The organism is Pareuzebyella sediminis (assembly GCF_008367235.1).
GTDB classification, from domain to species: domain Bacteria; phylum Bacteroidota; class Bacteroidia; order Flavobacteriales; family Flavobacteriaceae; genus Pareuzebyella; species Pareuzebyella sediminis.
In genome coordinates, this window is the sequence record NZ_VTZS01000001.1 from 1,281,650 (window position 1) to 1,302,632 (window position 20,983).

13 protein-coding genes are annotated in these 20,983 nt (G+C 39.1%); all 13 read right to left on the reverse strand.

The features are described from left to right. Positions 1-42 precede the first annotated feature (42 nt). The 13 genes from F2B13_RS05430 to ctaF all read right to left on the reverse strand — a co-directional run bounded on the left by F2B13_RS05430 (position 43) and on the right by ctaF (position 20,981). Positions 43-1,545, reverse strand: coding sequence for a parallel beta-helix domain-containing protein (locus tag F2B13_RS05430; protein WP_232623014.1), 1,503 nt, complete (start codon positions 1,543-1,545; stop codon positions 43-45). 20 nt (positions 1,546-1,565) lie between these two features. Then, positions 1,566-2,573, reverse strand: coding sequence for a cytochrome-c peroxidase (locus F2B13_RS05435; protein ID WP_232623015.1), 1,008 nt, complete (start codon positions 2,571-2,573; stop codon positions 1,566-1,568). 328 nt (positions 2,574-2,901) lie between these two features. Continuing rightward, positions 2,902-3,750 carry a LytR/AlgR family response regulator transcription factor gene (locus tag F2B13_RS05440; protein ID WP_149276261.1) on the reverse strand — a complete coding sequence of 283 codons (849 nt, stop codon included), beginning with the start codon at positions 3,748-3,750 and terminating at the stop codon, positions 2,902-2,904. Positions 3,751-4,611: 861 nt separating this feature from the next. Next, positions 4,612-7,209, reverse strand: a complete 2,598-nt coding sequence (locus F2B13_RS05445; protein WP_149276262.1) for a glycoside hydrolase family 95 protein — start codon at positions 7,207-7,209, stop codon at positions 4,612-4,614. Position 7,210: 1 nt separating this feature from the next. Next, positions 7,211-9,649: a DUF5703 domain-containing protein gene (locus tag F2B13_RS05450; RefSeq protein WP_149276263.1), complete on the reverse strand. Its 2,439-nt coding sequence runs from the start codon at positions 9,647-9,649 to the stop codon at positions 7,211-7,213. Positions 9,650-9,819: 170 nt separating this feature from the next. Further along, positions 9,820-11,457 carry a RagB/SusD family nutrient uptake outer membrane protein gene (locus F2B13_RS05455; RefSeq protein ID WP_198439812.1) on the reverse strand — a complete coding sequence of 546 codons (1,638 nt, stop codon included), beginning with the start codon at positions 11,455-11,457 and terminating at the stop codon, positions 9,820-9,822. A 10-nt stretch (positions 11,458-11,467) separates the two neighbouring features. Continuing rightward, on the reverse strand, positions 11,468-14,851 hold the full coding sequence (locus F2B13_RS05460) for a TonB-dependent receptor (RefSeq protein ID WP_149303521.1): 3,384 nt from the start codon (positions 14,849-14,851) through the stop codon (positions 11,468-11,470). A gap of 124 nt (positions 14,852-14,975) precedes the next feature. Next, positions 14,976-16,037, reverse strand: coding sequence for a FecR family protein (locus F2B13_RS05465; RefSeq protein ID WP_149276266.1), 1,062 nt, complete (start codon positions 16,035-16,037; stop codon positions 14,976-14,978). A gap of 122 nt (positions 16,038-16,159) precedes the next feature. After that, the gene (locus F2B13_RS05470; protein WP_198439813.1) at positions 16,160-16,681 is read right to left on the reverse strand and encodes an RNA polymerase sigma factor; all 522 of its coding nucleotides are present in this window, start codon (positions 16,679-16,681) and stop codon (positions 16,160-16,162) included. Positions 16,682-18,066: 1,385 nt separating this feature from the next. After that, a complete protein-coding gene (locus F2B13_RS05475; protein WP_149303523.1) occupies positions 18,067-18,663 on the reverse strand; it encodes a DUF6134 family protein in 597 nt (198 codons plus the stop codon). A gap of 169 nt (positions 18,664-18,832) precedes the next feature. Then, complete coding sequence (locus F2B13_RS05480; protein WP_232623016.1) at positions 18,833-20,221, reverse strand: cytochrome b N-terminal domain-containing protein; 1,389 nt, start codon at positions 20,219-20,221, stop codon at positions 18,833-18,835. A gap of 39 nt (positions 20,222-20,260) precedes the next feature. Next, the gene (locus tag F2B13_RS05485) at positions 20,261-20,782 is read right to left on the reverse strand and encodes a QcrA and Rieske domain-containing protein (RefSeq protein WP_149303525.1); all 522 of its coding nucleotides are present in this window, start codon (positions 20,780-20,782) and stop codon (positions 20,261-20,263) included. A 4-nt stretch (positions 20,783-20,786) separates the two neighbouring features. After that, positions 20,787-20,981 carry an aa3-type cytochrome oxidase subunit IV gene (ctaF, locus tag F2B13_RS05490; protein ID WP_149276271.1) on the reverse strand — a complete coding sequence of 65 codons (195 nt, stop codon included), beginning with the start codon at positions 20,979-20,981 and terminating at the stop codon, positions 20,787-20,789. Positions 20,982-20,983 lie beyond the last annotated feature (2 nt).

Genomic DNA, 20,983 nt, shown 5'->3' on the forward strand with positions numbered 1-20,983 from the left:
AGGTTGGTTAAAAATTACGTTTATATATTATATGGAAATCCTTTATTCTTTTAAGGCCAGGATATATTCCGCGACGGCCATCTTTGCCTCATCGGAGAGATAATCTTGTGGCGGCATTTCAGGATAATCTTCTCTTAAATTCTTGGGGTTATTGATATAATCAACAATGCCTTGCGGATTACCGCTATGTATGGCCTGCAGAATTTCAGTCGGTGGTCCAATCAATCGCGAACCAAAAGCGTGACAGCCAGCACACACGCCATAATAAGTTAATTCGCCCAGTTGGTCTTTAGAAACCGACCGATCAGGTACAGGTGCCGGAGTCATCATTGTAGGAATGTGTTGGGTATCCATTATTTGTGCAGGACCGTAATCTTCAATGCCAAAGGTGCGGTACTTATTCTTGTCCCTAATAGTACTCCCTGTTCCACCCCCATAGGCAAAAATATCCGGGCCTTTCGAGTCCATTTGAGTAAGCATGATCGCCTTAATCTCACCCGTAGGTTCATTCCCGTTGTTGTACATAATATTGTCAAGAATGACCACCCGGTCAGGATTTCCCTCTGAATTTGGGTCATTGGCCTTAGGGTCTCCGGTGGCTAGATCGACTATGGTAATGCCCGTATTGTTATTACCGGTAATGATGTTGTTCTCGACGATTACATCATCGGCTGCCATGATGAGAACGCCTGTACCGGCCGGAATACTAGAAACTGTTGATCCAGGGGCACCGAAATTTTCATGGTTGTTGTTGACCACGAAATTATTTCGGAAAATAATATCAAAGGTAGTTTTGATGGGCAACCCCGGTGTTATAAAAGCCAACAATCCTCCTGTATTATCATGGACGTAGTTGTTCTCGACCAAACAATGCCTAGAATTTTCAATCTCGATACCCGCCACACTATCAAATACTTCGTTGTGAAGTACGTCTACATTATCACACATGCCCACATAAATGGCGGCATCGGCGATAACGCTCAATACATTGTGTTCAATGAGTCCGTTTTTTCCGTATTGCGGAAAGATGCCATAAACGCCGGTATCGATGATCCAATTGTTACGGATTACAAAATTGTTTCCGGCCTGGCCCATAATACCATTACCTTTGTAATTGATGATCTTGAAATTCTCTATTAAAATCCCGTTGCCCGAATAGAGAAAGGCATCGTTTATTTCTTTTTTTCCGTCCAAAGTGGGCCATTCTCCATTGATGACCACGCCTTGAAGGCTAATGTCGTCTTTGTCTATGTAGACATTCTCTGAATAAGTGCCGGGGAATACACGAATCAAATCGCCCGAATTGGCTGTTTTGACCGCTTTCTGTATAGATGTACCATCTTTGACCTCAATGATTTTTCCGTTGAAAGCTTTGCTTTGGGCTACTTGAGTAGTATCTCTTGACAGCCCTACATTTCTGTATTTGATGGTCGAAGGCATGGGTACGGTAGTTACTTCAGGAGATGAGAAAAATGATTTCCCCAAAAACACACCAGCAACGAGAAGAAAGATCGCGGCAATGATTTTGAACAGTGTTGATTTCATAGTAATATAAATTGGATTGATTAAACAGATGGTTTTAATCCAGAGGGTAGGTTCTCCGGTATTTTAGGTATAAAAGTTTCGTCGGTCAAGGTCTTTAGAAAGTCTACGAGTCGGTCTAATTCATAATCGGACAATTCGGGCTCCCAGATATGCCAATGAATAATCAGGTTTTCATCTTCGGGTACTGCGTGTCCTCTTCCATCGGTATAGAATTGAACGGTCTCGCGAAGGGTTTTAAATTTTCCTGAATGCATGTATGGGGCCGTCTTTTCAATATTTCTCAAACTCGGGACTTTAAAAGCGCCCCTTAAAGTTTTGTCCTGAAAAGGTACTTCTGCACCGGAATCTAGCGGTAAGCCGTCAGGCTCGGGGGTACCAATAACGGCGAACTGTTGGTTAGTGAATAGTGGGGGCGTATGGCATTCGGCACAGCGCGCTACAAAAGAGCGGAACACATTCATGCCTTCTATTTCTTGCTCGTTCAATGCCTGATGATACCCGTGGGCATAACGGTCGTATTTGCTGTTCAGAGAAACCAAAGAAGCCTGAAAGGCAGCAATGGAAGTGTAAATTTCATCTAGTTGAATAGCGGAATCTTCGACTCTATTAGGAAAAGCCTCTACGAACAGTTGTTGGTATTCTTCAATGGAATTTAAGGTGTTTAGAAGGTTGACCCTAGTGTTGTTCATTTCTTCCTTGGAAAATAATGGACCTTGCATTTGTTCTTCCAAAGAAGATGCACGACCATCCCAAAAAAGTTTTCTCAAATAGCCTACGTTCCAAAGACTTGGAGCGGCACGTTTGAGTTTGTGGCCATCGTTACCAATGCTTGTAGGCAGGCCATCTGAAAATCCTTTATTTGGATCATGACAACTGGCACAGGAAATGGTTTTATTTCCCGATAGAACAGGGTCAAAGAATAGATACCTCCCCAAATCGATTTGTTGCGGAGAAAAACCATCACGAATTTTAGGAAGTCCTGTTTGAAGTCCGCCGACCCCAACGTTATTAGGAGAATCGTACTGCATATATAAATTTTGTGCAATACACTCGTTTTTGATATTCTTCTTAAAACCTGGTGGGCAGTTCGAGTTTAACTTTGGAAGTTTCTCGTAATTTACGGAGGATTTTTTTGGAAGGAATAAAAACAGTGAAAAGGCCAGAAGGATTCCGGAAATACTTGATTTTAAAATACTATTTTTCTTGCTCATTATCCTAATGACCTAATAACCGGCCTACCAGCTGAAAGAACCAAAAATCGGTAGTTCGATGCGAAATAAAAACAATTAGGGAAACCGCAAGGAGAATTTATCGCTTTTGTTATGAAATGACCCTATGCTGTGACAAATGGGTCATTTATAACTCAAGGGCTTCCTCGAATTTATCTCTGTAACCGATGGAAACGGGAAGCATTTCCCCAGAGGCATGTTGAACGATAAGTTTGTACCCCTTTCGGGTTTTTTTAAAGGAAGAAATTTTGTGTTTGTTGACCATATACGAGCGGTGTATTCGCACGATACTCGAATCAATGATTTTTGTTTCCAACTCTTTCAAACTTAATCGCACCAATTCTTTCGAAGCTTTTTCTCCTTTTAAATGATAAATATTCAGATAATTTCCTGAAGATTTTACGTAAAGCAATTGATCATAATTTATGGCCAAGATCACCTTATTGTTCTCCCCGGTAATGGTCAAAAGTTCATTGCCTTTTTCGTGTACGGATGTTAAATTATTATGTTCGATTTTCTCTAAAGAGGCAAATTTGAATCGTACCGATAAATACCATAAAATAAAAAAATAGGGCGCTACCATTATAAGCACAACATACCTCAGGGTTCTATAATACTCATATATTTTCTCATTCAAAGAGGTTAATTCGGGACTGTAAACTACATAAATTCCAAAGGTTATTAAGAGTACTTCAGCAACAAACCATAACATAAAACTTGATACTTTTAGTTCTCGAAACCCTAAGGCAGGCCGTAAAATAAATTGGGTTAATAAAAGAACACCAATACCTATACTTACGTAACCAACGTACAGATTATCTCCCCATTGGTTCATGTTAAAAGGGGCGTAGACCGCCAAAAAAACAAAAACAAGCAATGCCAAAAAACCAATTAGCAAGAATTTATTATTGAAAGAATCCAAATAAGGAAAACTTTTATTCAATATTTCTTTGATGGTCTTCATCTCGAATGCCATACGATTTTTTAATATGTATCTACTAAAGATAAAACAAACTTGACAATTGTCTAGATGCAGTAAATCTGTAGAAGGAACTCTTCCAAAAGGCAGTAGACAATAAAACCCTGATGCGTTTAGCGGAAAATAGCTGTAGAGAATGAAAGCGATAAGTTTTCAAATTTTATTTTAAATAAGCCAACATAGTGGACCTTAACATCAATGGAGATTGAACTAAAGTTTTATGAAACTGTTTTAATAGCTTATAACTGGGGGCCATCACCAATTCCATCATCAAATCCCTTAGAAATGCTCCGCATATTTAAGTAACTACTTAAAAATGCACGGGGAATACTTCTTCCGCAAGTCGTTTTAAACGAACAACAATAGAACACCACGAACGACAATTATAAAAGAGAAAGCTTTAACCTGAAAGGTTAATGACTTGGATGCTGGCTTTGATACGGGTAAATACTATCTGTTTGCACATTACACGGGTGTTCATTAAATCTTTCCGGTGATACTTCTTGATCCATACCTTCATGTGCGGGATTGTATCCCGTAAATTAAAGCAATTTGTCTTTTGGAATCGTTTCCTATGCTAAGTCCGTCAAGAATCTTCAGTTTGAAAGGTTCCGAATACCGTCTGAAAACTTTGTAATTATTGTACCTAATTGCAAGAATTATGTTGCCTTTATTAAGGACGGGGCAAAATATTTCCCAACGTTTTTGTGTATAGTTTGTTGCGGGGTTGACAGCTTGCGTGAGAAGCTAGATCTCCATTGGTACGATAAATTACTTGATTAAAGTAACTGAGCAATTAATTCTACTTTGTTATATTTTTTTAATCATGCTAATTGTAATATTTTTCTCCCTGGAATTTTATTTTTTGTAAATAAGAATAACCTCGTTCTCTTCGGTCTCTAAAAAATATTCATAAAAGTCGGGCAAATTTATTTCTGGCAAATCTATTTTCTTATGGTCCAAATATTCTCCCGGATCCATTGGTAGCAACAAAGGATTTGTTGTCCGGGTATTTATTGACCTTCCACCTTCAATACTCAATGGCACCATACTTCTCAACGGAAGTATACCACCTTGTTTGCACGTTATTTTCGCCTTTTTAAAGCTATTGTCCTCCCATTCAATGTCGACTTCAAAATTACCTCTTGCTTTCAGACCGGAGATAGCGCCTTGCTTCCATTTGGCCGGAAGAGCAGGAAGTAAGTGCACGAAGCCATCATGAGATTGCAACAGCATTTCTGCAATACCAGCCGTTGCCCCAAAATTACCATCGATTTGAAAGGGTGGATGCGCATCAAACATGTTTGGATAGCTACCCGATCCTTTGAACTTAGGGTCGTTTTCTTTTACAAGATTCATTAGTTTGGACATAATTTCCAAAGACTTGTCTCCATCATAAAGCCGTGCCCACATATTTACTTTCCAACCCATTGACCATCCGGTAGCCTGATCACCCCTTCGAATCAATACTTGCTTTACAGCCTGAGTCAATTCAGGATTGGAGGTAGGTGTAATCTGGTTTCCCGGATGAAAGGGATACAAATGGGAAATATGGCGATGGTGTATTTCCTTGTCCTCAAAATCTAACTGCCATTCTTGCAATTGCGCATGCTTTCCAATCTGGTAGGGCAACAATCGCCTTTGTTTTTCCAAGATTTCATTTTTAAGTTCAATATCTTCAATTTTTAAAATTTCGACGGCCTTAAGATATCGTTCGAAACTTTCCTTGATCAAAGCCATATCCATGGTAGGTCCAGGACTCAGGGTAGAACTTTTTCCGTCCCCATAGATAAAACTCTGTTCTGGCGAATGTCCGACCGGAGTCACTAAATATCCTTCTTTGTTGGGAATCAGCCAATCCTTATAAAAAAGTACAGCGCCTTTTAGCAAAGGGTAGACCTCTTGGCGTAGAAATTGCTCGTCGCCAGTAAAAAGGTAATGCTCCCAAAAATGGCTAACCAACCAACCAGAAGCCACGGGCCAAAAGGAACAGGGACAAGAATCAACTGGACCCGAATTTCTCCAAATCGACATGTTATGATTGGCCAACCACCCCGAGCTCCCGTACATTGACCGTGCTACTTTGGCTCCATTTTTTGCCAGTTCCTTGACGGATTTAAAAAAAGGTTCATGGCATTCGGAAAGATTGGTGACTTCCGCGGGCCAATAGTTCATTTCCATATTGATATTCATCGTATAGGCACTAGCCCAAGGTGGTATCAATTCATCGTTCCATATTCCCTGTAAATTTAAGGGTTGCCCTCCCGGTCTTGAACCCGATATCATTAAGTAGCGACCGTATTGAAAAAATAATGATACGAGACTTTCATCACCTCCCTTTTTATACCTCATAATCCGCTGATCGGTCGGTAAACCCGAACCTTTTCCGGATTTGTTTATCCGAAGATCAACGCGGTCGAATAGCGAAGTATAATCTGCAATATGTCGTTTCTTAATGGTTTGATAATCATCATCCTTAATATTTTCAAAAAAGGATATGGTTCTTTTCTCAGGTAGCTCTTTGTTTGTCGGACTTTCGTCATATGCTGTAAAACTGGTGGCAGCGGTGACCAAAATGACCATTTCAGAAACATTAGAAAACTTGAGCTTTCCTTCGAAATAAGATACTTCCCCATCGGTATGCTCCAACTTTAAACGAGATTGGAAGTACATACCCAAACCATCAACCTCATCGTGGTAAAGAATTTGTTTTGCGATAGGCTTTCTACTTCGGTCACGGTTATAGATTTCCGGGTATTTGTGCTCATCGCCATAATTTTCAACATGCTCAAGGGTTCTTCGAAGGGCAAAACCAGGTACTTGTGCATTTATAAAAAGCATATTATCAGTACCTCCAACTTGCATGGTCGGCTCATGGATTGTCGAAAAAGATATGGCACCACTCATTTTATCCTGTCCTTCGGCAGAGAGTTTTAATGCGAAAATATGATCGGGATAACTGGCCAAAATCTCACGGGTATACCTTGTTTTACCAATTACATAAGATACATTGTGAATCGCTTTTGAAATATCCAAACTTCTTCTGTAGTCGGAAACCTCTCCCCTATGATCCATTTCAATCCATAAATCACTCATGGGTTGATATAGATCTTGAGGTCTGCCCAACCACCTTTTTTGAACCATTTTTTGACCCTCCTCATATTTGCCCGCATCGAACAGGGTCATAATTTCATTATAGTCCTCGCGAATACTGAAATTTTCGTATTTCCGATTCGGATCACCACTGTAGAGTGTCGATTCGTTGAGCTGAATATGTTCCATCCAAGGATTGCCAAAGATCATTCCCCCCATATTTCCATTACCTATAGGCAAGGCTTCGGTCCACACCTCGGCCGGCTCATTATATTTCAAAATGTTCGTATTCGTTTGGCCATATCCCTGTACCGTTTGAAAAAGACAGGCCACTATTATGGAAGTTACTTTTGTTATTTTCATTTTATTGTTTCAATTCAAAGTTTACCAGGTTCACATCTTGTCTTCTATTTACGGGCGTCACATCTAGCTCGACCAATTTACCATCTTTAAAAACCCCTTTGACAATGGTATTTTTAGGTGCGTGGAGTTTAAACTCGACATTCCATTCTTTTGGCCATGCCGGAAACAGAACTATTTTATCATTGATGGTTTGCATCAACATCTCTTGCAGGCCAATCATACCAGATCCGCCCCAATTATGATCTGGCACCCAATCGTGACCGGGACCCCAGAAAGTCGGAAACTTCCGTTCAGAGTCCAATAATTTTCTAGTGTTATATTCCGCCGCAGCTTCTGTCATTCCCATTCTTGCAAGAAAAATTCCATCTTGATGCCAGCTTACGACGTTTCCTTTCCGAAATACCGGAGCCAGTTCATAGGTATTTTTAAACGAGCTAATTTCTTTATCCCCAATTTTAAACTGATTGAAAGGGAAAAGTGGGTAAAACTGGGGTAATTCTTGGTTCGATTCCCGAATCCAGCTCTCCGCAGGTTTAATTATGGGAAGCCCATCGATTTCCTCAAATGCATAATCGGGAACTCTATTTAAAAAATCGCTGTAGTATTGTTTTTTTTCCGAAGAGATGTATTTCTCTTCTAATTCGAGCAAATTTTTTAAACATGCCTTAAGACCGGAAACCACATCGACAGGATTTTTCGCACCTCGATAAGATTCGCAGGAAGTAGAGGGAAAGATTACGAGTTTCCCATTTTCATTCAATTCTTTACCGTTTCGCATTTTCTGCCTTATCCGGTAGTGTTCATCAAAAAAAATAAGGGACTGTTCTATGAAAGGAATATACCTTGAAATATCAGCACCGGTAAAACGATGATATTCCAAAACCATATAAGATTGTTCTAGCTGCGATTCCCAGTGGTATGAAATAGACCCATTGGCCATCACTCCTTTTTCCACTATGTCGTTATACGCTTTTGAACCATCTACTCTTTTATCTCCAAATGCGACCTCCTTTCCCCTTTCACGAACACCTTCGGGCCAGCCATAACCCGCACCCAAAGCTAATCCTGGCACACCAATATACTCGCTATAAACGGCCCCCTTGTGGGCAAAATTCTTTTTTACTCTAGCCAAAGCCCCCGATAATGCCTTTCGATACAATTCAAAATGTGGTGTCAGTGCATCAAAATCACCTGATTTTAACATCGGCCAATATAACAATCTTTGATTTTGTGCGGTAAAGACACCCCCGCCCCATGCCCTAAAATCAGGACCATAATCTCTCTGTCCTTCGACAAGGCCAGCGTCAAAAGTGAAATTACCACCATTGAATTTTGTAGGGTACTCACCATACATATTGCACCCCAATTGGTATCGAAACAATTGATAATTTCGTGCCACAGTCCATGCTTTGTCGTCTGGCCCAGCAGTTTCCGAGTTTATGAGAATGTAACTTCTGGACCAGAATTTATGCCACCATGCACGAGTAGAAACACGAACTTTGTTAGTATTCGTTTCCCAACTTTTTACTATAGTTGTGTTCAATCCAGTTCTCCAGTCCTCTAAAGATTTAGTTTGGTCAATATGCGTAACCATTTTAATGTGATGTCTCTTTCTTTCCTTCCTTGAAACGATATGCCAGGCCCTGAAAGGTTTACCGGCGTAAACACCTGTTGAATTCTTAGATGAAATAAAACCATCACCTAAAAGCATACCTCCAAAAGTTCGGCCTTTAAGATCATCGGTAATTTCCTCTTTATAGTTTTCCAAGCCTTGTTGTTGAATCAGCAAATTGGGAACTAGTTTATTGTCGGGGTTTCGATGATAGAAGAAAATACCGTTATCTTTCTGCTCGACGTGGTCTTTTGATAGCGTAACTTCACCTGGATAAGCATGTAGTGTAAAGGTAGAATGCCTTCGCCCATCATTGGTGATCATCTCTTCATCCATACGCCAGTTTTCATAGGCGGCATCGACCCTGACTTTTTTGTTTGCTTCGACCTCTAGGTGAACAATAGGGTCTTGAACTTCGACCCAAATCGCTATTTTTACTTCCAGGGGCATTCCGGAATGCTTGTTTTTACCCCGAATATCTATATATCCATCCTTAAGTTTTAATTCTTGACTGAATTTAGGGTTTGAACCTTCTTCGGAGAAGGGGTTCGGACTCAATTTTACGCGAATACGCCCTAATTTCAAATATTCATTGGTCTCAGCTAAACTTCCGCTTCGCTGAACATATATTAAAAGTTCGCCGTTCTCGACCCAAACATTACAGCCAATATCACCTCCTCCAACTGGCATTGATTCCGCACTATTTTCACTTTGCTCCGTCCATTTAATATTATAAGTTTTAAAATCAGGCTCTTGAAATTGAACCGCACAGACGCTTTCAAAATTTATCAAGTACCACATAAGAAATAAAACTTTATATAGTTTCATAGATCTTCAATTTTAAACTGGGCAATTTCTATCAAAAGAAAATGAGACTGATATAGATATACCAAGTCCCATTTTCCAAACTAACTCAACCAACTCAACTGTTTAACATTTATCGCCATACCATGGCATTACCTATCACTCTAAAGTAAAGTGGAAATAAATGGTCGTTTTTAATATCCAGGATTTTGTTCCAATGTTGCTTCAGTATTCCTTTCAATTTCTGTATTAGGTATCGGCCATACATTCTGATAATCAAAAATCGGATTCGAAGCATATTGACCGTTATGCATCGGATTATAGGTGCGCACGCGGTCGACGATAACCCCAATTCTCATTAAGGTCATCAACCTATTTTCTTCTACAAAAAGTTCCCTGGCCCTTTCATCCAAAATAAATTCCATATTTACATCTCCCCCGGTAATAGGGGTCGCCAAAGAACGCTCCCGTACTTCATTGATATCGGAAGCAGCAGCATCTGAATCCCCATTTAGAAAATAGGCTTCCGCCCTTAATAAGTAGGTTTCGGCCAAACGTATGACATAGCGATCACGAAAGGAACTATTCGCTTGATTATCTACTATTTGATCGGGGAAATTATTGATTGGAGTGCTTTTGGCGAAAATAGCACTCCACCATCGTTTAGTAGGATCATCAAACTCTGTGAAGGATCCACTCTCGACAATTTTTTGTCCAAAATAATCGGATTCGGGATTGTCGGCCACGATATCCCGGATAATATTAAATTCGGAATTTCGAATATCATTTTGCGCGTCTTCCCAGACCTGGTTCAGCATGTAATCGGAAGCTGCCCACCAACCGATACCACGTCCTCCATTTTTCTTGGTAGGTCCCAAAAATAGGTTTTCGCCATCACTATTGCCTTTTAATTGCCAATAAAGAGGCACAAGAAAACGGGCCAAATTATCATTGATTTCACCCCCAGGAACAAGAAATTCATATTGCGAAACATAAATTGCTTCCGTGTTACCACTCCCTCTATTTTGATTACCCCTTCTAAATAAATCCCAATAGACATCACCGGGTTCATCACTTCTAGTGCCAAATCTTTCTCTCATCAAAGCATAGCCAAGATTGTCTATGACCTCTGAAGCGGCGGTAATTGCTTTTTGATATTCTTTTGTTACAATGTAGGCTTCCGCTAGCAAATGGTAGGCAGCACCTTTGGCCATTCTACCATCTTGTTGGACTTCATCGGCTCCCGGTAAAAATTGTGCGGCCTCAGTCAGATCGCTTATTATCTGTGTCCAGACATCTGCTACGGAGGCTCTTCTAAAATCTCTTTTTGGGGAATCTGTTTCTTCCAAGACCAATGGTACACCTCCATAAATAGTAACTAAACCCCTATATGCAAATGCTCTAAAAAATTTAGCTTCTCCTATTTTAATATTTCTTTCCTCTTCCGAACTATATTCAATAGTGTTTATCCTGTTTAAGATTACATTAGCATCATAGATTTGTTGGTAAAAATCGTTCCAAAATCTTGATATCTGTCGTTTTTCAGGTCGTATTTGATCTCCCCATGAGTTCAATTCATGGTTGGGTGCAATCGCATCATAGCCAACATCTGTAGTGTACTGAAAAGTAAACGCATCGCCGTTTGCTCCGCTACCATATAACATCTGACTTACATTTTCATAAAGCTGCACGACCGCTATATCTATCTGCTCAGGGGTGGTATACGAATTATCAGGAGTGTAAAAACTGAAGGCTTGCTCTTCTAACAACTCATCTTCATTGCACGAAATCGTTATCAATAACAAAACCAATATATATTTTAAATTTTTCATCGTTCTACGTTTAAAATTCAACATTTAGTCCCAAGGTATAGCTTCTCAATAAAGGCGCACCAGGAGCAAAGCCTGCCCCTGTCTCAGGATCTAAGCCCTTCCATTTTGTCCATGTTGCCAAATTTTTACCGGAAACAAACAACTTTAAGTTACTTACCCGTAATGCATCTTGTAATTGATCAGGAAAAACATAGGACAATGACACATCTTGTAACCGCACAAAACTTCTTTGACTGTAAGGCGTTGCCCCAAACTGTGAAGCCAGGTCTAAACGTCTATATTTTGCATTTGGGTTCTCCGGCATCCAATAGTCCCATGCGCCCTTGGGTACATTGCTATAGGATAGTTGATCCCTTTTGTTCCAATTTCCATGGGCATGGGGAGCATCATTGCCGTAGTAAAAATCGTTGCCGCCTTGAATAGAATTAATGAATACGTATAGGCTTAGATTTTTATGGCTTACCGTATTAGCAATGCCGAAACGATAGGCAGGATCTTCATAGCCCAATATCTTTCTGTCATCCAAGGAAGAAATATCGCCACTGTTGTCAAGATCGCGAAGCTTATAGGTTCCTGGGAAAAACCCTGTTAAAATTGAACCATCAGCCTCATCTGCCAGTTGCCACATTCCGGTTATTTCGTAATCATAGATTACATTTTGGGGCTCACCAATAAAAAGACCGTCACCGACTAAATCATCTTCTTTTCCATCACCGTTGTTGTCGTTCTGCGGGCCTAGAATTGATTCTATTTTATTTCGATAGCTACTAAAATTAAACGAGGCCTCCCAATTCCAATCATCATTGCCCACTAAAGTACTGGAAAGCACCAACTCCAAACCATGGTTGGAGACCTTAGCTATGTTACTATTTATCGAATTGAAACCAGTTAGATTGGGTAATTGAATGGCATAAAGAATATTTTCGGTGTCATTTTTATAGTATTCGATATTGCCCCTAAGTTTTGAGCCGATTAACGCAAAGTCAAGCCCTAAATTCGTTCCGGTCGTTGTTTCCCATCCCAATGCATCATTCGGTAGCGAACTAATAGACTGACCTTGATAACTTTGACCCCCATCTCCAAAGACATAACTTGGGCCAGTACTTATTATCGCCGCCGTATCGTAGCGCCCAAGCCCTCTTCTTCCAGATTGTCCGTAAGAAGCCCTTAGTTTTAGAAAATCAACCCAAGAACTATTTTCAAATAGGCCTTCATTGCTTATGACCCAGCCCAACCCAACTGTAGGAAATACCGCGGTCTTATCTTTTTTTCCAAAGCCTGAGAATCCATCCCTTCGAACAGTTCCAGTAATGTAATATTTGTTTTTATAATCATATAAAAGCCGAACCATTGAATATAGGCTGGTTTCTTCTTCTTTATTAGATTCTATTACATTTTGGGTAGGATCCCCGGCTTGCAATCTATTGAATCCCAAAATGTCTATTCCAAACTGTTTGGCTTCGGCTCTAAAGGAATTAATATTTCGTTTTTCAACCCCGTACAATAAGGTTAAATTTATATTATGGTCCTCGTTAAAAGTACGTTGATAGGTTAAAATATTATCTAGGGTCCAGTCACGAGCTTCCGCATAGCTTTTTGAGGCGCCTCCTGTGAAACTGTTAGCGGAGGGATTAAAACGGGCATTATTCTGGGTTCTATAGTTATTAGAGTAATTAAGTCTGTAGGAAAGACCATTTAATGGCAATTTTACGTCTGCATACAGGTTACTGAAGAAATTCTTTTCGACCTCTGAATCGTCTTGAGCAATGGTCAAAAAGGGGTTCAACCATCCTCCCTCCGGATTCGGAATGATTTCTCTATCCTCGTCACGAATAGGTGCCCAAGGCTGCAATACAAACGGAATTGTATTTCCTCCTGTCACACCAGAAAAATCCCCAATAGAAACGAATGTCTGGGTACCAATTTTCAACCAATCCGTAATATTAGCATCAAAGTTTATCCTAAAATTATATCGGGTATACTTGTCGTTTTTTAAATAAGCTTGTTGGTCTGTAATACCTCCAGAGACGAAGTACCCTATAGCTTCCGTTTTGCCACGTATGCTGAGGTTATGCGTATTGACGAAACCGCTTCCTGAGAAAAGGTCCCACCAAGGAGTGTCTTGCCCATTAGCATATCCCTCAGATATTTCAGTTGTTTTAAAGTTATTTTGCCACACATAATCTGGGTTTACTTGTAAATAATCAGGGGCCAGCCTACCACCTTCTGCCCAAAAAATATCTGGATAAAATTCTTCCAACTCACTGGCATTCATTGGAAGAAGTACATTAGAAGGAGATTGAATGGAGTAACTTGTACTGTATTCAATAGTGGGCTTAAGTAATGTTCTGCCCGTTTTTGTGGTAATAAGAATTACACCATTGGAGGCCTGTGAACCATAAATAGCCGCAGAACTTGCATCTTTTAGCACATCTATAGAGGCAATATCTGCAGGATTTAAATCAACCAAGTTTCCCCTATAAATAATACCATCCAAAACAATCAGTGGTGCGTTGGCACCAGCATCACTTGATAGAGTGCTTTGGCCCCTGACAGATATGATCGGGTTTTGCCCCGCATTGGTGGTTGCACCTACATTGAGGCCCGCAACACTGCCTTGAAGAGCTTGGGCTATCGATACATTTGGAAATTCGTTAGCATTATCTAAATCAGCACTTGCAACGGCACCGGTCAGATCCTTTTTCTTAACTGTGACTCCGTAGCCTATTACTACTACCTCATCAAGGTCTGACGCACTCTCTTCCAAAACAATCGATATCGAATTCTGATTGTTGACCGGAATATCTTTTGTGCCATAGCCGATATATGAAAAAGTTAGTGTGGCACTGGCATTCGATAAAGAAAGTGTGTAGTTTCCATCAAAATCGGACTGTGTACCATTTGTCGTACCCTTTTCCAAGACACTCGCACCAGCCAAGGGAATCCCTTGGGTATCCGTAACAGTTCCCGAAACCGTAAAATCTTGTGGAGTAAAATGTATGCCTGTTTCTGCCTGTATTACCATATCCCGCTTCTTTATGACTACCTGGCGGTCATCTATACTATAGTCTAAATCGGTATTTAGAAACACACGGTCCAATATGGTCGATAGTTCGGCTTTCTTTATCTGTAGGTATACTTTTTTATTCGGATTGAGCACGTTATCCTTATAAAAGAAGATAAATTCACTTTTTCCTTGAATCCGATTGAATAGTTCTTCATAAGTGATACCGTTCGCGTCTATGGTGATTTTGGTCTGTGCATACGAAGGATTCGCGTATACAGCACCTAGACCGATACCAATGAACAACAGAAAAACTCTCATAAGGATTATGCTGGCGATCTTTAAGGTCATTATACCCTGGATATGGGTAAGACCAACAATTTTATTCATAATTTAGTAATTAGGTTAGTTAATATTGCCTTTTAGGCAATGTTGCTATTTCGGCCAGAGGATGTTGCACCATCTTCTGGCTTTTTTATTTTTACTGTTCATTTATGCCATAAAGTAATTGCTTTTAGTTAGTAGTTATCTTCATCTTTTGTTTTTCTATTCTTTCGTATTTCAAATCCGTAGTTTTTTTGATATTTTCCATAACTTTTTCAATATCATCTTTAAGGTCTAAATAGCCCGAAAAAGTTTCACCGGCAATTTTCTCGCTCTCGATGTCAATGTCGATATTATAATATCGAGACAACCTTCGCATTATCGTATTCAAATCGTCATTTTTAAAAATCAACACACCTTCGCGCCATGAAAAATATCGATTCACATCAACTTTCTTTGATGAGATTTTATGGTATCTTTTGTCGTAATTGGCCAAGGTACCTGGTTCGATAGTCAAGCTTTCGGCAAATGTCTCCGAGAAATTACCGGTGTAACTTATTTGTACGCTACCACTTTTTAGCACAGTAAACGCCGAACCCTCGTCGGCATAGTTATTGACATTGAAGACTGTACCCAATACCTCTATCCTCTGATTTTCAGAGCTTACGACAAAAGGTCGGTTTCTATTATGCTTAACTTCAAAAATTGCTTCTCCCTCAATATAAACCTCTCTTTTATCTTTTGCGAAAACTGCTGGATATATGAATCGAGACCCTGAATTAATCCAAACTGTGCTACCATCGGACAGCTGTATTTTTGATCTTTTACCAAAGGGCACCACCAAGGTATTGTAAATCACCTTGTCGTCATCTAAAGTTTCTTGACTTAATGATCGGGAATTGCCTACACTTACATTTTTTCCGGAAGTAGAATAAATTATCATTGGATTATCTTCATCCAAATTAATTTTTTCGCCCTTATTGAGAACGAGCGTCACTTTTTGTGTATTTTCAGATTGTATACGCTTTAAAGATTTTGCAAAATCTCTAATCGTAGTTTCTTTTTCTTGATTAAGATATAACCCTAAAGCCAAAAGCACTAGAAGTGATGCGGCCAATGAAAGGGCATAGCCAAACCTTTTCTTTTTCCTTCTATGGCCTTCAACGGTGGAGAGTATTCGAGCTTTCAGTTTCTTTTTTTCAGCTACTGAAATGGATTTAGAACCAATATTTTCAAGTTTATGATTTTTCATAAATTAACTATTAAGGACCTAGAGATTCTTCAGAGGCATCCAAAAAGTACGGACATGTAACTAGACCCTACATATATTATAAGTGACCAATTAGGTTTTTATAGACAAAAAAATTAAACTTTTTAAGAAAACAAGTAAGAATGTAGCAAAACGAACAAGGAAAGTGGTTGTCTTCGAAGCATTTTAATGGCCCTATAAATTGTAGTTCTTGCGGTTGGTATAGAAGTTTTCATGATTTCTGCAATTTCTTCATAAGACTTATCCTGATAAAAACGAAGAAGCAAACCTTTTTTCTGTTTTTTGGTCAACGTTTCGAGAGCCGTTGTCAGTTTAGCACTTTTTTCAGCAGTATTTTCTGAACGAATAATATCTTCTTCAACCGAACTCGTATGGTCTGTTTGCAAATCCTTTGTCGAAAAAGGGTATTTGGTTTGTTGAGGTAAAATTTTTCTGGAATATTTTCTATTAACCTTTCGCCGTAACGATTTAAACAAATAAGATTTTACATTATCCGTCATGTTTAGCTTAACTCTGTATTTATACAAATCAAAAAAGAGGTCATGAATACAATCCATAACATATTCCCTATCCTTAGAATATTCAGTTCCAAATGAAAATAGATCATCTATATAAATGTCGTACAAACTACCTAAGGCAGAAGTACTACCTTTTTTCAGCTCGCACCATAGCCGTAGGGCATTCTTTTGGTGTTGTCTATTCGTGGCCTTTGAGGTTTGCATTAGTTCGAGAATCGTTCCTTCATTAAAAAATGGCTACATATACTAGTGATGGTTACACATACCGAATTGAAAAGCTAGTTCAATTTTCATTTTTTGTTAATAGTTGAAAATAACCATAGTCGATTTCACAAAATAAAAATTAATTTAATAAAAAATTATGAATATTAATGGTTATATGTAAGATCGAATATTTCAACTCACTTATAATTGGTCAAATTGATCTTACATAAATGTTATGCCTGTAAAGCACAACATCTTTGTTGGTATACCACAATGAATAGGTAGTTTAAAATCTAAATTTTTACAGTGATAGAAAATTGCAATATCTTCGATGTTATTAGGGTGTCGGTTATGAACAGTATCAAGAATAGACGTAAACTACTGATAATAAAAACAATGTCATATATACCCATCGTCCTACTTACGGCAAAAGATTCAATAAAATCGAAATTCCACAGACCGTAATCCGGAGCGATTGACTATATCCAAGAGTCCTTCAATCCCAATAAACTTTTGCTCAAGATTGACTATGCCCCACTAATAAGTTAAAAATTATTTCAAAGCACAAGAAATATGTACGCCGCAAAAAGGAGAAGTGACCTTTAAAGACAATGAATTTTGACTGATTTGTCGACCTCTTTGATTGATTTTATCATAAAATTGAGCTTTTTACAAAAAGGTGTGAAAAATAAAACCCTGTAAATCAAATATTTACAGGGTTTTATTTTCAATTTGTCGGGGTGGCAGGGTTAGAACCGTTAGCTACACTCGTTTGTAAATCAGCTTATTACAATATTTTTTCCGAAACAGGACACGTGTAAAGACATGTGCTTCAGCGTTTTGACTCTTTCGTTATCTAAATATAGGAAAAGCGTACCAAAACAGTATGAATCAGTTTGAATTTAATTGGTTCTCATAATCTTTCCGATTAATCTGGACGGCATCCGCCAATGTGTACATTTAGATAAATGGAAATAGCCCAGATTCTCTAGTTATGGCCGGCTCCTAAAATATGGGAGGAGATCAATTTCCAACAAAAACAAAATTCGGATACTGAGTTAATAAAATCTTATCTTGAAATTATTAAGACTATAGTAAAGGTTCTTAACAATGAAGGTAAATTCTAGGGGACTCTTCAAACCTTATCGAACCAAGATATTAACTTCAAAAGTAGAAGGATTAGTCCATTATAGATCCATAAAACTTAAAACTTAGCTAGACTGTGAAATGGATTTTGTTTTATGCACTTTGAATAGTTACTTCAGGTATTTGATTATGTTTAAAAAAGACTACTTATTTCTAAGCAATTTGAAAGAGTAAAGGGTATGCTTGAAAACGCCTTCATGAAGGATTCCATTCGTATAAATATACGTGTTCATCTTACCGTTTTCCGAGTCATCAATTTCATAAACATTCTTTTTTATTTTATGAACGTTGTGGTCAACTCCTTCTAATTCTGCAAATACTGTTTTCATATTATCAGGTTGTTCAAAATATAATCGAGCGGCGCTATAGTAAATCGGCGCACTAATTATTGATTTATCCCCATCATAATCAATGTGATACTTTTCGCCCACTCTATCAATTGTTGTTTTTTTATAGGGACTGCCATTTTTAGTAACACGGTATTGGCTGTTTTGTAAGATCCCATTCTTGTAGACTACCTGCAAACTAGTTTTTATCGTAGTTTTTCCCAAAAAATGGATGATAGTTTTACTCTCTTCGTCATAAAGGATGGTATTTTCACTCGTCTCAGTTCTAGTTGCCGTCAATGAACCAACCCTATCCCCCCTAAATTGAAGTCCATAGGATAAGGTATCTGTTTGGGCTTCCGTAGAATGACCTAAAAAGAATATTGCCAATAAAATGAAGGTTGTGTATTTCACTGAACTCGATTTTCACCCTCTTCATTATCCGAGGAATTCTCCCAAATATATTGGCATCTTTATAGGAAAATAACATAGGCCCGGATAGTGTTCCTAGTAGCCATTGAAAAAATCAATCCATATTATTTCCAGGTCCTTTTCTATCTATATATCAATCCTATGAATATATCTATTTTTTTTGATTTTGCAATAAAAACTCCACTATATCAGCAAGTTCTTCTTTTGTCAAGGATCCACCATAAGCAGGCATATTTTCAGCCCCGTTTACAATGCGAATAATCAACTGATCTTTGTTCAATCTGTTTTGCACATTGGTCAGGTTCGGTCCTCTAATTCCACCTTGCTCTCCTATTTGATGACAATAGATGCACCCCTCATCATTGAACAATTGTATCCCTCTTTCCACTTGAGAAGATGCTTTTGGAACGGTGTATTTTGTTAAAGGTTCGGCATCAAACCTAGGGGACCATGGGGCAATTGACCCAATATACCAAAGTGAAGAAATTGATAAAACAATAAAAAGGGTTCCTGCCACCGCCCAAGGTCTCTTCAACGGACTGCGCTCTCCTTTATTGGATAGAAAGGGAAGAGCAAATAATAACCCTATTCCTATGACTGGCCCAAAAAACATTACGTAGGACTCTATTTCGCGAGGCATCAACGCAAAAAGCGCAAATATCCAAGTAAAATACCAGTCCGGTTTTGGATCAACGTTGACATTGGTCATATCCGGAGCCGTTGTTAACGCTGGTGCACCCACAAAAAAAGCCAATACCAAAAGTACCACTAACACCAATGCACTGAAAATCGCATCTCGCCATAAAGCGTCGGGGAAAAAGGGTACTCCTTTTTTCTGCAGCATCTCCTCATACCATTTACGATAGGTTTTAGGATTTACGGGTCTTCCTGCCTTTGGTGGTTCCGATATCCCGTTCCTGAAAACTAAATACAGATGATACGTGACCATTAAAAATATAAGTGCCGGAAATAAAAATACATGCATGGAAAAAAACCGATTCAATGTTTCTCCCCCTATGGTATCACCTCCCAAAAGAAAATAAGAAATTGACTTGCCAATAAAAGGTATTCTGCCCATTTGCTCAGCAGCCACTACTGCCGACCATACCCCGTTATTGTCCCACCGCAACAATTGTCCCGTGAAGGCCATAATAATGGTTATCGCCATTAGGATAACCCCGGTAATCCATGACATTTCCCTTGGATATTTATAGGCCGCGTTTAAATACACGCGTACCATGTGTATTCCCATTAAGAAAACCATGCCAGATGCACCCCAATTGTGTAAACCTCTTATAAAACTTCCCAGAAATGCATCATTCTCAATATATTGGAGCGATTCGTAAGCCACATCTGCAGATGGTTGATAGAGGAAACCTAGAGAAATACCGGTTACCACCTGTAAAACAAGGCAAAATAAGGTTGCGCTACCCCATACATAGTTCCATGTTGCATCGGGTGGAACCAGGTGCGTGGTTAGTGGCTTGAGCAGTTCACTGAATCCGCCCCGGTCATCCATCCATTTTAGTATATTTTTCAAATAGCTCCTCAAGTTTCTTAAATTATTTTAGACCATTTTTTAAGCGTCCATCGTAGTAATAGGTATTGCTTGTGTTTCAATTTCCAAAACTTCATCTTTTACTCGCAAAGGATACCTATATAATCCTCTGGGCGGGGGGCCAGCGGCCCTCGAACCATCTTTGTAATACACCCCTCCATGGCAGGGGCAAAGAAACAATTCAGATTTTTCAACCCAGCGAACGGGACAGCCCAAATGAGCACAGTTTACCGAAAATGCAACGAAATCATTGCTACTTTCCCGCCGTACATAGGCCGCGGAATTAGCAATTTTTTTACTCCATGTATAGGGTGACGCAGATTTAAATGTGACCATTTTTGTTTCGCCCAATTTGAAATCATTCATGCTTCCTACCCGTCTCCACACTTGTTTTTTCTTCCTTGTAACCGGATCCAACATAGCCGTTATCAATGGAAAAGCCAGTATCGCACCGATTACCATACCAATTCCGCTGGTAAGCTTGGTTAAAAAATTTCTGCGTTTTATCGTATCCTTATCTTGTCCTTCTTCACAATCGCACATAGCTTCAGTCATTTTTCAATTCATGATACAGGTCATTTATCCAGCCGATCAAGGCCACTGTAAAAACAATTGCACCAATTATGGAGATGATCCATGTTGTCAATACTCCCCACAATAAGCAGCTTACCCCAAAAGCCAAAAAGAATGGCCAATAGGTAGGTCTCGGTAGTTTTTCCGGTTTCGGTCTATATATACCCATAT

Coding starts and splice junctions, on each gene's coding strand:
- F2B13_RS05430 (WP_232623014.1), bottom strand. CDS start 1,545: ATGAAATCAACACTGTTCAAAATCATTGCCGCGATCTTTCTTCTCGTT.
- F2B13_RS05435 (WP_232623015.1), bottom strand. CDS start 2,573: ATGCAGTACGATTCTCCTAATAACGTTGGGGTCGGCGGACTTCAAACA.
- F2B13_RS05440 (WP_149276261.1), bottom strand. CDS start 3,750: ATGGCATTCGAGATGAAGACCATCAAAGAAATATTGAATAAAAGTTTT.
- F2B13_RS05445 (WP_149276262.1), bottom strand. CDS start 7,209: ATGAAAATAACAAAAGTAACTTCCATAATAGTGGCCTGTCTTTTTCAA.
- F2B13_RS05450 (WP_149276263.1), bottom strand. CDS start 9,649: ATGAAACTATATAAAGTTTTATTTCTTATGTGGTACTTGATAAATTTT.
- F2B13_RS05455 (WP_198439812.1), bottom strand. CDS start 11,457: ATGAAAAATTTAAAATATATATTGGTTTTGTTATTGATAACGATTTCG.
- F2B13_RS05460 (WP_149303521.1), bottom strand. CDS start 14,851: ATGAATAAAATTGTTGGTCTTACCCATATCCAGGGTATAATGACCTTA.
- F2B13_RS05465 (WP_149276266.1), bottom strand. CDS start 16,037: ATGAAAAATCATAAACTTGAAAATATTGGTTCTAAATCCATTTCAGTA.
- F2B13_RS05485 (WP_149303525.1), bottom strand. CDS start 20,782: ATGTGCGATTGTGAAGAAGGACAAGATAAGGATACGATAAAACGCAGA.
- ctaF (WP_149276271.1), bottom strand. CDS start 20,981: ATGGGTATATATAGACCGAAACCGGAAAAACTACCGAGACCTACCTAT.